Source organism: Paenibacillus sp. FSL H8-0048 (genome assembly GCF_038002825.1).
Classification (GTDB): domain Bacteria; phylum Bacillota; class Bacilli; order Paenibacillales; family Paenibacillaceae; genus Paenibacillus_AQ.
The window spans coordinates 3,472,623-3,487,216 of the sequence record NZ_JBBODF010000001.1; the positions used below are offsets into that span (position 1 = coordinate 3,472,623).

Sequence of the window (14,594 nt, forward strand, 5' to 3'; positions counted from 1 at the left end):
TCCTCCGCCAAAAGAGCGGCAACCTAAAGACCGCCCTGTGCAGGGCGGCCGGGGAAGAACTTTCGCACAGGGCGGCTGAAGGGAGCCGGTTGCTCTCCCACATTACATACAATACAGCGCATACAGCCCTCGCCAATATCAGATATCAGCATCTGCTTCCACATTCTTACCCCCGAAGAATAGAAACAACAATGAAAAAGGCAGGTCTCCTGGCTCATACTTCACCGCTTCCCCCGCCTTCCCATCCGCTTAGCAGACAGTGGCACCTCAGGAGTCGCTCCGTATTTACAGTGGCGGGACCGCGCCGGACTTGCACCGGGCTTCCCTTTTAAGCAGATTCTTCTATTAGACATAGCCCTGCCAGCTTCTGCTGGCGACAGCGCGCGGTCTCTAAGGCAATCTGCACCTTTTCCTCAAGCTTATTAAATTTTAATATTCTCAAACCATCATATCGACTATTCCCCTGTATGTCTATAGACAAGCTATATCTATTCCATCCGTCGCGAGACCCCGTCTATTCCCCAGCAAAAATCCTGAACAGCACATGCCCGCTCCCCGGCACATCATACTATTCAGGACTATAAAAGTTACTCTTCTGCTGCTGATCAAGACGTTGGTCTGCTGTAATCAACTCGATGGCGAACCTATGGAAACCTCGGCAGAAGGCCGATTGTATTCCGTACATCAGAATTAGTATAAAAGCAGCCGTTAACGCATTCTGTTGCACTCCATACCACCGATTACAGCAAATTCCCCTCAGCCGGGCCAAATCCCAAAAATCTACTGCACCAAATACAACAGAACGCCATATAAGGCTCAATATGCCTCATTCTAGTGTACAAAGTGCAATTGAGCAGCTTCTTTCGGACATAAGCATAACTATCTTCTACATTTCACATATTTCAGCCTGCCATACCCATTCTACCGTAATGTGCCAAACTAGCTCCCCACGTTATGCTTAAATGTAATCTGTACAACTAAACCGTCTGATTTACCGCCAAATGTACCTTTAGCTGTATTTCGTACACCTAAAATGCTTATGTACCCGGCTTTTCGCCCTTTCGGGCAAATTTAGTTGTATGGAATACAATTAAGAGAGGTACGCCTTCTTTTTCACTGTTTTTAGTTGTACAGAGTACACCTATCTCTGTAAGCAATGTTACTCAGGACCATTACTCGATAACAAGTCAAAAACGTCTGTTAGTTGGTGAGACGGCTAAGTGACTCAGTAGCATTAGTCGATAACGTTGGTCGTTAGGTGCAGTCGATTACGGCAGTCAATTACGTTAGTCAGTAGCGCCCGTCGATTTGCTTTACTCGAAGATTTACCTGCTCATTAGTTAAAAGCTTAAACAGCCTGTTAATGCCACAGCTTTATTCCGCGTCCGTGTCCGCTTCCGGGCTTGCAGAAGCGGATGGCTCTGCACTAGGCGCGGCTGTGGCTGCAGCTTCCGGGGCGCTGCCCGGATCTGCCTCCAGCTTCAGCGAGTATCTTCCGGCGGTGATCATATCACCTGCCGCCAGCTTCGCGCCTGCTGATAGCTCCACCGTCACCTCGTATACGCGTGACGGAGGAGTCCCCGCCGCCGCTGGAGAGGCGGCGGCTCCACTATCTGCATCGCCGTCTACTCCTGCGCCTGCTTCACCCTTCACATCGCCGTCTACTCCGGCGCCTGTCTCACCCTTCGCATCGCCGTCTACTCCGGCGCCTGTCTCACCCCTCACATCGCTGTCTACTCCAGCGCCTGCTTCACCCTTCGCATCGCCGTCTACTCCGGCGCCTGTCTCACCCTTCGCATCGCCGTCTACTCCGGCGCCTGCTGCAACCTGGCAACTGCTAACCGTTGCCTTGACCTCGTAGTCCGTAACGCCGCTGGCGGACTCCACGCCTACCCGCTCCGGCTTGAAGGCGGAGCATTCCGCAGCATCAGTGAAGCTGAACAACAGCTTCACGCCGTTATTCTTACCAGCTTCTCCGTCCCCCGCATCCACGCCGTTATTCTTACCCGCTTCTCCACTTCCTGCTCCGCCGTCCGCGTTTCCGCCAGTTCCCGCATCACCGCCGTTATTCCCGCCTGTCTCTCCATCACCGCCGACAAGCCGGACAGAGACCGGGGCCGCTGCAGCGGCTTGTCCGGTCACTGCCGGAAGCGGGCTGGGGCTGGCCACCGGCGCAGCTGTATCCTTGCCGCGTCCCCCAAGCTGGCTCAGCAGGATAACCGCCGCAATCAGAATGATCCCGAGGATGCTCCCTGAGATCAGGATTTGAAATCGGCTGCGGCTGACCCACCGCGCCAGCGGCGAAGCCAGCTGGGCGCGGGCTTCATTGTAGACAGTCTGCATGGCAGGCGTTGCTGTGTCGAGATGGGTTTTGCGGAATTCCCGGTTCTTGAACGCCTCGCGGTCGCTTTTCAGGAAATACCGCAGCACGGCCCGCTTGTAATTCGGCCATAGCTTCTTGCCTGAGCTTGCGAACAGCCAGCTATGCTGCGACCAGTCCAGGAACCGGTACACTGTCTCCTTGTCATTGCCCGCCTTGCGGACCACCAGATCCAGCAGCGCATCATAATCCAGCGGTCCGCCTTCACGTTCACTGCTGTGATAGAAGGCCAGCGGCAGCCTGTCGAACGGCTCAAGACTCCGCGCTTCCTTCAACCACCGTGCGCCGAGCAGCTGTACATCGTCCAGCTCACGCGGCGTCAATCCGGCAAAAATCTCCTCGTCCGGCGACTCCTCCCCGAACCAGCGGTAGGCCGCGCGCAGCGCATTCGCTTTGCGCTTCGCAATCGCGTCGAGCGGCGGCTGCCAGTCTGCCGTATCCCGGTAACGCAGGAACGAGATCTCCAGCAGCTGCTCCATCGTCAGCTCGTCCAGCGAGAGCCGGTTCAGCAGGAAGCGGTCGGCAACGGTGCCCAGCTCCTCCATAACGGACAAGGCCTCCGGGTATACACCGCCTCTGCGGCGCTGCTTCTCTGCCTGCTGGACCGCTTCATGAACAGCCGTTACCGCCGCTACCGGTTCAGGCTCCCGCTGCAGCTTCTCCAGCAGATATTCCTTGAAGGTATCCCGTACCGCTGCCTGCTGAAGCACCTCTGGAAGACTCCGGCCGAAGTGACTTACCAGGCGGAGGATATCCGCCGTTCCGGCAGCAGCAGCCAGCCTGGATTCCAGATACGGCTCGAACAGCGCTCTGCGGAAGAGTGCTTGCGACAGCACTTTTTTGAAGAACGCCTCACTAAGCTCCGCATTGCTCTCAATAATTCCGTAAGCCGCCGCCAGCACATCCTCCCGGCCCCCGGACTGGCAGTTCAGCATCCCGTTGATGAAGTAATCGACGATCTTCACCCGGTAATTATGGCCCGGCAGCGCGTAATACGCCTTGAACTGTTCCAGGATTTCCACTGACGGAATCCCCTTCTTGCGGATCAGATCATATTCGCGGTCGAACCGCTCCAGGAACATATCATTCAGCCGCACCCGCGAGTCCAGCTTCCCCTCCGGCTTCAGATAGGACAGCAAGCCGCTAAGTATAGCGTTCTTGTTGTCTGTATATAAGGCTTCGTTGCCTTGCTCAATTTCATAAAAAACCGCCAGCTCATTGTAGAGCGCCAGCGACAGCTTACGCTCCGCACTTTCCCCGAGCAGCAGGCTGTCGGCAAACTTAGCGAAATCACGGAGGCTTCCGCCCTTCTCCACCAGCGTCTTCCAGGCCAGATCGGCATAGATCTGCCGCGACTCGCCGAAGTCGGTATTCAGGAACCTTGCGCCTGCCAGATCGAAGATATAATCCTTCTCGATATTGCGGTCGCCCGGACGCAGAGAGCCCTTCTCCACGAAGGTCAGATGAATATATTTGCGGCTCTGCGGCTCCTTGGCATACGTGATCACTCCCAGCCTGCGGCGGAAGTCATACGGCAGCGCAGCGAAGAGTACCTCCGTCAGCCGGACTGCACGCTGCGACAGCTCACTGATGGGCACATCCAGCGCTACATAGATTTTCTTCTTCCCGGCTACGGACAGCATTACCGCCTGCAGCAGGGCTTTGAACAGCTCTTCTGTGAATCCTAGACCGGACAGCACGCTGCGCGGATCTGACGGCACGTCCAGCTCTCGGGTTGCCACGGGAATCGACTCCAGCTCAGGCAGGGTCCCGCCAGGCTCCCCCTCATAGCTCCGGGCAAACCCCGCGTGCAGCCAGCTTCCATACCCCTCGACAATCTCTTCGGAACGGATAGGCGGCACCACGAAATTATGGGCAAAAAAAGCGCTCCGCTGCCCCGTAAAATCCGCCGCCAGATAACGGCTCTCTCCGATCACAGTCTCATTGCTCTCCGTATGGAACAGGTGCAGCGCAGCCGGATACAGCTCCTCATCCTTCTCGCCGCGCGCCGTAAGCTCAGCCGGGGCATCGTAGAGACAGAAGGGATGCAGGATTTTTTTGACAAAATTATTATCGAGACTCTCCGATTTCGCTACTGTATCGAAGCCCTCTGTAGACCGGTACACGCCGCGGCGCTCGCGGGTATACATCTGCTGGGTGATCATGGACCCTGACAATCTGTTCACGGCCCGTCGCTCCCCTCAATATAATTCAGCTTGTGCAGCAGCCAGATGAACGGCTCATCGACCCGGATCGGACTGACCACACCCTCTATCCTTTGATTGACCGGATTGCTGCCCAGCGCAGACACGGCGAAATACCCCGTATTGGCAAAATACACATCCATCGTATCCTTGAACGGACGGTCCACCTTCTCAATGAAGCGCCGGATCTCACCGTCGATGTTGTGGAACTCGTCCATATTCAGCGTTTTGCGGTGCACGTAGTTGTTGAACACATTGCTGTTCGACTTGATGTAGTCTCCATCCTCATCCTTGAGGGAGTGAAGCATATCGCTTTTGGCCAGGACGACTGCGGTCGGAATCTCGGTCTTGCTCTTCTCCTGATAGGCGATGAAATCACCGAACATGGTCAGCACCACATCACGCGGCTCATCATACTGCGATACCCACTCTCCCGGGCGGTCGCCGAAGTTAATGCGGATCTTCTCCCGGACCGAACGGATCTGCAGCGGATCGACCATGAACAGTATCCCTGCGGAGTTCTTAATATGCTGGCCGTGCAGGCCTAAGTAATCCTGATCGACCATGCCTTCACCGGCTACATCGAAGAACACCAGCGTCAGCGGGGGCTTGGACTCATCCTTGAAGATGAATTGGAAAATAAACGGCTCCTGCATCTTCTCCTTCTGGGTAGACGCCAGCAGATCCCCGCGCTCGAACAGCGGCTCCTCATACAGGGTGCGGAATTTGCGGCTGATCTCAGCGTTCAGCGGCATACAGGCTGCGTCGAAATGCCCTGCCGTTGTATGCTGAAGCGTATGGATCAGCGAGGTCATATAGACCGACTTCCCGACCTGGGAAGCGCCGATAATCGAAATAATATTGCTTGGCACCTTGCCAGCCGTTACAGGCAGCTCGTTATGGCAGGACGGACAGAGCCGTCTGCGGGTCATCACCCCATAGCGGTCGGTGAGCCCGGTCAGTACGTTGTCGGTATAATGATGATACTCCTCCGGGATATCCGCCGGCTGCAGAACCGCTTCCATATCATCCACCGTATCGAGGCCGAAGCGCTCCCGGTATTTATTCAGCAGATCATCCTCACCAAGCGCATAATTCTCATCATCCTCACGGCTGTGCATGGCCCGGAACACCACTTCCTCCGGCTCAAAGCGGGTGAAGCAGAACGGGCAGACAATATCGTAATACAGCGGCCTCGCTGCAGGCTGATTCTTCTTCATGAAACGGCTAAAAAAAGACATCTCTCATCCTCCTCAGGGTTGTTTCAGCACCCGGTATGCTGCTCCCGCTCACTCGGGAACAAGCTCATAATACGTCCCGTATTTTGGCCCGTCGGTGAAAAAAATACGGATGAAGTCGTCCTTGCCGACCTCAATCGGCGGGAGCTGGTTGCGCCCGGGAGCGAAGTCCTGGACGAACGGGAACCTTGCACCGTCCTCCTTGGAGGATGGATGCGCATCCCGCTTTTTGACATAGCAGAGCACTTCCTTTGGTACCGGCACCTCGGCAGTAATCGTCATCTGCACGGTTTTCAGCTTGCTGAACAACCCTTTTTTGTGCTGGACCGCATAGTAGATCCTCGCTTTGCCCGCGCTGACGAGCGCCCGGTTCCCGCCATCCTGCTGACGGACCAGCAGCGTCTCCCCATTCTCACTGAGCCGCACATAAATGGTGTAAGCCACCATTCCGATCTCGTCCAGCCGGTCCCGGTACCCGTTATTCGCTTTGTATTCTTCACGCGTGTAGAGCTTCATGCCCGGAGGCGGATGCTCATGACTGTCCGGCGCCTCCGCAGAGGCCTTATGAATATATACCGCCTGTACACCGTCCGGCCAGCGCCAGCGCAGCGTACAGAACCGGTCCTCTACTCTGGATACAACTTCGGTAATCACCGGTGCTCCAGCGTCTGCCTCGGCGTACTTCATGGCAACCTGCCCCTTTCCCTGCATCTGGCTTTAGAACCCTTTACTGCCGCGGTTACGGCGGGGTGAATGAATACTGTCCACAGGCGCATTAGCAGCCCCCGCAGCTCTTCCCCGGCGCGACAAGCGCCCTTCCCCTACAGGTACGATATATGTGAACAAGGTGAGAATAGCCGCCAGAACGAGCAGCGCCAGCAACCGGGTTATAGGGTCCCAGAGCGTGTCGCCGTTCAAGCCGGATTCCAGAATCAGCCCTGCCACAAGTCCCGATACCGCGCCCCCGATACTGAAGCTCCGGGCCAGATGGCGGTTATCGAACACAATGCCAAGGCCCAGACCCAGCGACGTACCAAGCAGCACCAAGGCCAGCACACGCACCACAGCATAATAAGGGCTGTCTGCGGTCTGGTCACTGCGTTCGGTCAGCAGTGTCCGGTCTCCCAGACGGTCATAAATCTGCTGGAATACATCGCCAAGCCGGTTCGCATCAGCCACATCATAGTACTGTCCACCGGTACCGCTCGCGATATTCTGGAGCAGATTTGCACCGGACGGATCATCCAGGGCCAGCCCGATCGTATTTATTTTTATTCCCCGTGCCACATAGTCTGTCAGCTCCGTAGAGGTATTGAACTGGCTGACGCCGTCGGATAAAAGAATAACCATCGCCCCGCGGTCTGCGCCGTCCTCATGAATCACCTTCATCGCTTCAGCCAGCGCACCGCTGATGTTCGTTCCGCCTTCGGTCGTCTTCAGGCTGCTGATGACCTCCATTACCTTCTCGCGGTTCGCCTCTTTGGAGAGCGGGAGCAGCGGCTGGACGACGGAAGCTTCATTGCTGAAGGTGACCACAGCGACTTTGTTGTCTTTTTTGAGCTGCTGCACCAGATTCTTGGCCGCCGCGTAGCGCCGGTCTGTCGGGTCGCTCTGCGACATGCTGCCGGAATCATCGATCACCATGACGACATTCTTCACCGGCTTGCTGCCGCCGAAGTTCAGCTCGTACACGAACTCGGTCAGCGTACCCACGCCGAGCAGCAGCACGACCATGAGCGGGAACATTTTCCACGAGGTGCCCAGGTAACGCAGCTTCCAGGATTGTCCGTTCAGCCTCGGCGAGATCGTCTCTGCGACCAGAGCGCCTATTCCGACACATAAAGCCACGATAGCAAAATAAATGCCGACCAGCACCATCTGAGGTAAATCATACGGCCTGCGGTCCAGCAGCAGCTCACCAAGCACAAACGCTACACCCGCGCCGAGCAGACTGAACAGCAGCAGGAGCAGATTGATTTTTCGCTGCATTGCATTTCATCCTTTCCGGGAAAAGCTTGATCATCACACGCTTCCCCATTCCATTCTATTGCACATCCGGCAGTGGAATGAATGAGAATTGTCCTATGAAGCCTGTTAGTGTAGGCACGCACCCACATCCGGGACCCGGAGCATGGGCATTATTATGGTAAGCTTTCGGATCTCCGGCCGCCTCATGACTCAGGTGCATTAGTGCTCCTCAATTGGTGGTTTTGCACACTTTCGGCGTAATCAGGGGCACTAATGCTCCTCATTTGGCAGTTCGGCATACTTTCGGTGAAATCAGGGGCATTATTACTGACACTCGCCAGCATCAGAGGGATTTATCCCTCTCATTCCCGCCATCCAGCCCATTTACGCCAGCATCAGAGGGATTTATCCCTCTCAATTCACCATCTGGCTCACTTTCGCCTGCATCAGAGGGATTTATCCCTCTCATTCCCGCCATCCAGCCCATTTTGCCAGCATCAGAGGGATTTATCCCTCTCATTCCCGCCATTCAGCCCACTTTCGCCAGCATCAGAGGGATTTATCCCTCTCATTTCACCATCTGGCTCACTTTCACCAGCATCAGAGGGATTTATCCCTCTCATTCCCGCCATCCAGCCCATTTTGCCAGCATCAGAGGGATTTATCCCTCTCATTCCCGCCATCCAGCCCACTTTCACCAGCATCAGAGGGATTTATCCCTCTCATTCCACCATCTGGCTCACTTTCACCAGCATCCGGTCAGCTGCCGAACTCACGCGGACTATTGACCCTACTGCTATGGTAGCCATAACACAAATAATAGTTTGTCATAGCACTCCGCTCATCATCTCATCCCATCTCCGCTCATCAGCACTCATCGCATCTCCGCTCATCAGCACTCATCCCGTCTCCGCTCATCAGCACTCATCGCATCTAAATGCCACTCATCTCATCTCCGGCAGCTGCTCCTCTTCCATACCGTGGAGCTGGTATCCGTTGCCGGCATATGTCTCGTAATAGACCTTGCCGTTGCGGTAGTAGAGCAGGTCTTCCAGGTGGAAGCCGCCCATCAGGTTCAGCTTCTCCACGCCGCTGCGGCGCTGCTCATGCACGAAGCCGAGCCGGTAGATGCGGGTGGTCTCGTCGGCGCTGAAGGCATAGCGCAGGAATTCGGAGGAGCTGTCGCCGAAGAAGTACTTCTCTTCGTGCCGGTGCTCCTGCGTATACTCGAACAGGCGGACATTCATCGCCGCCTCCTCCTCCAGACTGCGGTAGAGCTGCTTGAACAGCTCCTCCTTGGAGACGATATCCCGGTTCTCGTAAGCGGCTGCAACATTGGCACGCCGCAGCAGCTCCTCCTCGAACGGAAGCGTGAACGGCCCCGCCGTAAGCAGCTCCCGGCGGCACAGCTCGATCAGCCGCTCGGCAACAGCCTGGCCGCCTCCGTGCACCAGCAGCCCGGAGAGGCTGCCCATGAACCGCTCACTGAAGAAGATCCCTGCACCGCGCCGGGTCTCGATATCCTTCATCACCTCGTCCGTCACACTGCGGTAATACTCCATGATGTTCTGATCCACTGTCTCTTTGCTGCGGCCGATGCTGGCGAGGGCTACGCCATGCAGCTCCTCCTCCAATGCGTCCATCGCCGCCACCTTCGTTCTGCTGTCTGCGTGCAGCTGCTCCAGTGCAGCGTCATAGCGGAGACAGAGTGCCAGCTCGCTCTCCAGCAGCAGAATCTCATACTTCTTGCCGTAGACGGACTCGAACAGGTAGTGAATGAAATTGCGCACCGTCCGCTTATCCAGCAGCGGCACCCGCTGGAACGGCTGGCGCTCCACGCTCTCCGCGTAGAGCCGCTCCAGCTCCTCCTGGGCGGAGAGCAGCGCGGAGCGCAGCCCGCCCATATGCTGGCGCAAGGCCTGCAGCACGCTGCCCCCCTCACCTGTCTTCTCACTGGTCCATTCCGCCAGCTGGTAGAAGCTGACCGGGGAAGCTCCTGCCTCCTCGGCAGCCAGCACTCCGGCCCATTCCCGGGCCGGATCAATCCCGGCAGCCCTGCGAGCAGACACCTCCGCAAAATTACTGCGGAAGTACGCCTGCGCCCCTTCCCCGAACAGCAGCTCCTCAGCCTCGCGCAGCGAGAGCATCCGGAGCTGTGAATAGGAGGGGCGCCCGTGGCTCATCAGCCCGGTCATCTCGGCGAGAGCGGACTGCTCCGGCAGCAATTCCGCCGCGCGGTCCCGCAGGGTATCCGCTCCAAGGCCAAGCATCGTCTGCCGCTCCTTAAGACTCCGGGGTTGGCCTGCACGCAGCCGCCCGGACAGATAATGCAGCGCATGGTACAGCACCGCCAGCGCAATCTGGCGGTTCGGCCGCCGCACCGCCGAGAAGCCGGCAGACGCGTAGCCTTGTCTGCCTGTGCTGCCGCGAATGCCGCTTTTGAACGTCATATTATTGTAGCCGCCGTGACCGGAGGCCTGATCGGCCGCAGGCCGGACCCGGTTCTTGAGCAGGCTGATGTGGGCGATAATCTCGTAATTGTCGTCCATGCCATGAACCGACATCAGTCCGCGCTCGTTCTTGTCGGAGAGCAGATAGACCAGATCGAACAGCGGAGCAGGGCCATGCGTCACGGGAATGGACAGCCCCTCCTCTGTCACCAGCAGCGGAGCGCTTAAGGTATAATCCGCCGCCTGCATCCCGTCCAGCTCACGCAGACAAGCCAGTCCGACCGAGCTGGAATAGCCGAAGTTATCCCCCTGCTCCCGTTCGTTAATCAGCGCGTACAGATCAATCTGCACCGATTTGAACGATTGGCTAAGAATGGCGCGGGCCAGCAGCACGATCTGCGGCAACAGCACATTCTGCGGATCATCGACCCGTGTAATAACAGACAGATGGATGACGTCAAAAGAAGAATACAGCCGTCCGTAATCCGCTATACTGTTGCTTAATTGACGCAGCGTCCGGTTCATTCCGGCCAAATACTTGCTATCCTCATGAAACTCGCGGTACAGCTCATGCCGGACCGTACGCGGATCACGCCCTGCCGTATCCGGCAGGGTCATGTGCATCACGCGTTCATGGACGCTGCTGTTTCCGCTGCCGATCCGCCCCCTGACTCCCTCCTTCTCCTGCGTACTGCCGCTGCCGTTGTGCGAACCGGCATGCAGCGCCATCACGCCGCCCGCATTGTCCCATTTGCGCTGGCAGCGTTCCAGCACAGGGCCGATCGCCTGGGTCATTTTATCGCCCAGGAACAGGAACAGCGCAGGGTAATGGATACTGCTGCGCCCATCCCCCTTATTATGCTGTGCTTCCTCCTGGGCAGCGTATTGCTCAGCATATTGTAAGGCCTGATCTCTGATCATAGGCCTACTTCAGCTTTCTGCGGATGCTGCCAAGCTTGCCGGTCAGGCTCTTGTAGAAGCCGTACATTTCATCTCCGTTGGCATGCTCTACCCGCTCATATTCCAGAGCGTCACGCGCTTCCAGGAACGAGACATACATCCCTTCCAGCTTATACAGCAGCGGAGTTACATCTTCGGCTGCGGTCATTTCTCCGGCCCGGCGCGCTGCCTTGCGGAGCAGAACACTGCGGCTTTTCTCATCCAGCTCGCGGAAATGGCGGTAGACGGCATACTCTACATAGCTGCGTTCCTTCATCAGATTGGCGAACGGCTCCCAGGCATCCTCGTCCTCGTCACGGTCATAGACATAGAGCGCGCCTTTTTTGGTGATGGTATCGGTGTACAGTGCTTCGATGAACTGGTCCAGCCATTTGTCTTCATCCAGATGCTGATGCACCAGCGCTTCCAGCTCCTTGGATTTGGCCGACAGCGCATCGTACTTAGCCAGTTCCTCGCGGACACGGGCAATCAGCTGCGGGGAACGGATCAGGTTCTCCTGGGCCAGCTCCAGATTGATGCTGCCGAAGATGTCCTTCACCGCTTCGCGTTCAAGACCGCTGGTCATGAGCGCTTTGAGCTCTTCCGCCGCCTTGCGCACTTCACCCAGATTCGGACGCGGTGCATCCAGCTGCAGATCATAAGCGCCCAGCAGCTTGCCCAGATCCAGCGGCTTCGTGAAGATCACGGAGAAGCGGCTGCTCGTGTTCTCGTCCACACCCTTCTCAATAATCACACCGGACGCAAGCGCCCGGCCGAAATCTGCACGCACTCTGGCATTGTACTCACGGACCCGCGGATTCGCATACGTATCGCCCCAGGACTTCTCCGGGATCGGCGAAGGCAGATAGGTCCAGTTGTCCTTGTCGGTCATCACCAGATGGCGGCCGATGCCTTCCTTGTCGAGAATCGTCCGCTCGTAGTTCTCCTCGTACACCCGCAGCGGCGTATAGACGAACAGCGGCACCCCGTTGCGTGTATTCAGCCAGAAAATCCGGTTCTTGACCTCGCTCTCCTTGATCGTGAACTGTGATTTGCCGAGTGCATTATTCTGATAATTCCGCACACCCTTCAGAATTCCCGGCGCCTTCACCGGCACAGAGACGAAGCCCCAGGACGGGAAGTGCAGACTGCCCGAGCTGTTGCTGAGGTGGAAAATCGGCACCGCATCCTCATCCAGACGTCCGGCAATAATCCGCTCCACGAACTTATCCAGCGGCTCCTCGCGCCCGTATTTCATCACCAGGAAGTCTTCCATCGAACGGGTAATCAGGTCCCCGAACTTGTCGCTGAGGAATTCCGATATGGAGCGGACGATATCAATCTCCTGCTCTCTTACCCAACGCCCGGAATGCTTCAGCATCTCGCGTGTGAAGTCACGGATCAGATCATCGCCGTCCTTCTGGTCCATGATCTTGGAGATGGTCGCCGAGATATCCGGCACGTTTACGATATTCCAGTAGTAGGTTTTGTTGCCCTTATGGTCTGCCTGCTCCTCGCCGTTAATCAGGATGTCGCCGTTCTTCTCGAAGATCGAGCTGAGCGCAGTCAGAATCTCGGTGAACACACCGTAGATCCGGCTGTTCTCTTCATTCAGCAGCTCATACAGATCTTCATAGAACTGAATCATCTGCTCGGTGCGCTCCACATCGGCATGCAGCCAGTATTCATTGATTTTGGCTTCAATATAGGCATTCTTCTTCTTCTCCTTGGACACAAAAGCGCTCCGCGCATCGCCCAGCTTATCCTCTGCACTCTCCTGTGCGGTCTCAATATCACGCGGCAGGCGCAAGAGACTCTCGCGCAGCGCTTCAATATAAGACTGGATCAGCTTCAGGATACAGAAGCCCTTCTCGGTGTACAGCAGCCGTGACACATAGAACGGCCCTTGCTCGGGATGCAGGAAGATGCGCTCCAGTTCCTCGCCGAACCGTCCGGCAATCTCGCCCGGAAGCTGCTTCTTGGATTTGATATATTCCTCACGGGCACGGACCAGGAAGTTCTGCTCCAGCTCCGTATCCATGCTGACGACCTGATTCTTGACCACATTCGCATGGCTGAGGCGCTCGCTGTTCTGATAGCCCGGCAGCGGCTCCGGCACACGGGACTCGAATGTCTTGATCATCGTATCGAGATCGATGCCGAGCTTGCGCGCCATCTTCTCCACATCCTCCTGGTTCGGGGCGTGATGGAACATCTTGTCCATTTTGTCGAAGAGGCGGTAGGCCAGATAGGTTGTCATTTCCTCAATCGGCAGCACGGCCGAGGATGCCCCGATAATGTTGTATTCGTAATTGGCAGGATAGGTCTTGTTCATCTGGGCAATGTTCGTGCGGATGTTACTGATGTAGTCATGGATGGCGAATTCCTCGCCGGAGGCCTTCTCTTCACTGGCCATGAAGTTGGTGATATTCTCAGCCGTCACGTTCATGCAGTAATCGTAGGCATTCTCCAGCAGCTTGCCTTCCGTATTCGTTGCGGAGATGAGATGACAGAGATTGAACGGCGGCAGCGGCGAGTTGACGCTCAGAATATTGCCGTATTTCTGGCGGAAGCGCTCGCCCCGGCTGTCCACGTTCATCCAGTAATCCAGTTCTTTGAGCGCGGCATACCCGTTCTTGCGGATATACTCACGGGTATGCTCGCTGAGGCTCTTGTTCGACAGATTAACATCCGGCGTGAACAGATAGCCCAGCGTATTGACACGGTCTATCCCGGCAGCGCCGTAGTCACGTTCAATAATGCCGCGCACGATGTAGGCAATATCCAAGAACGCTCCGCTGCCGGTTCCGCCGGACAGACCGGTAAGCAGGAAGACCATAAGCTTCTTGCTGGTGCCGACAGACAGCGTCTTGATCTTCTTGTCGATGGCGGCAACCACCTGGTTGATCTTCGTGAACAGCAGCAGGCGTCCGGCCTGGCGCACCCCGGCGGCTCCGTTCATGCCGTCTGTGATGCTCAGCTCCGGCGACAGCCAGTCTGTAATGTAAGAATCCAGAATGCTGCGGTTCTGCAGCAGTCCGCCGATCTCGGCATTGGCCAGCAGCACGAATTCATTCTGCGGGTCGAGGCCGATGCCCTTGTATTTTTTGCCGCGGTCCTGTTCATTGGTCTCGAACGCCAGGAATTCCACGTTGTCCGGCTTATCCCGCTTCTTCTTGGACAACGGATCTTCAGGCAGCTTGAAGCGGCGGTTAATCTGGTATTTGAGCCGCAGCAGGGCATCGATGCCCGTGCCGCCAAGCCCGATAATGAGGATCGGATTGTCGATGGTATCCACTCTGATCTTGTCGCTGACGATCCCTCCGCCCAGCGATACATCCAGTTGTTGAATATGTTCTCTTACTACCGGTTTCATAGGTTCTCCCCCAAAAGTTGTGATAGCCTATGCATCCCG

Annotated in this window: 7 protein-coding genes and 1 riboswitch; all 7 genes read right to left on the bottom strand. The window is 56.6% G+C overall.

Annotated elements, in window-relative coordinates:
• Positions 1-182: 182 nt before the first annotated feature.
• Positions 183-375, bottom strand: a riboswitch (cobalamin riboswitch).
• A gap of 999 nt (positions 376-1,374) precedes the next feature.
• Positions 1,375-4,566, bottom strand: coding sequence for a GAP1-N2 domain-containing protein (locus NSU18_RS14715; RefSeq protein ID WP_341149369.1), 3,192 nt, complete (start codon positions 4,564-4,566; stop codon positions 1,375-1,377).
• Entirely contained in the window at positions 4,563-5,825 is a 1,263-nt protein-coding gene (locus NSU18_RS14720; RefSeq protein ID WP_341018856.1) for a hypothetical protein, read from the bottom strand. The genes NSU18_RS14715 and NSU18_RS14720 overlap by 4 nt, the downstream gene beginning before the upstream one ends.
• A gap of 48 nt (positions 5,826-5,873) precedes the next feature.
• Positions 5,874-6,509: a beta-mannanase gene (locus NSU18_RS14725; RefSeq protein WP_341149370.1), complete on the bottom strand. Its 636-nt coding sequence runs from the start codon at positions 6,507-6,509 to the stop codon at positions 5,874-5,876.
• 30 nt (positions 6,510-6,539) lie between these two features.
• The gene (locus NSU18_RS14730; RefSeq protein ID WP_341149371.1) at positions 6,540-7,811 is read right to left on the bottom strand and encodes a vWA domain-containing protein; all 1,272 of its coding nucleotides are present in this window, start codon (positions 7,809-7,811) and stop codon (positions 6,540-6,542) included.
• A 476-nt stretch (positions 7,812-8,287) separates the two neighbouring features.
• Positions 8,288-8,494, bottom strand: coding sequence for a hypothetical protein (locus NSU18_RS14735; RefSeq protein ID WP_341149372.1), 207 nt, complete (start codon positions 8,492-8,494; stop codon positions 8,288-8,290).
• Positions 8,495-8,734: 240 nt separating this feature from the next.
• Positions 8,735-11,161: a transcription initiation factor TFIID gene (locus NSU18_RS14740; RefSeq protein ID WP_341149373.1), complete on the bottom strand. Its 2,427-nt coding sequence runs from the start codon at positions 11,159-11,161 to the stop codon at positions 8,735-8,737.
• A 4-nt stretch (positions 11,162-11,165) separates the two neighbouring features.
• Positions 11,166-14,555 carry a tubulin-like doman-containing protein gene (locus NSU18_RS14745; RefSeq protein WP_341149374.1) on the bottom strand — a complete coding sequence of 1,130 codons (3,390 nt, stop codon included), beginning with the start codon at positions 14,553-14,555 and terminating at the stop codon, positions 11,166-11,168.
• Positions 14,556-14,594 lie beyond the last annotated feature (39 nt).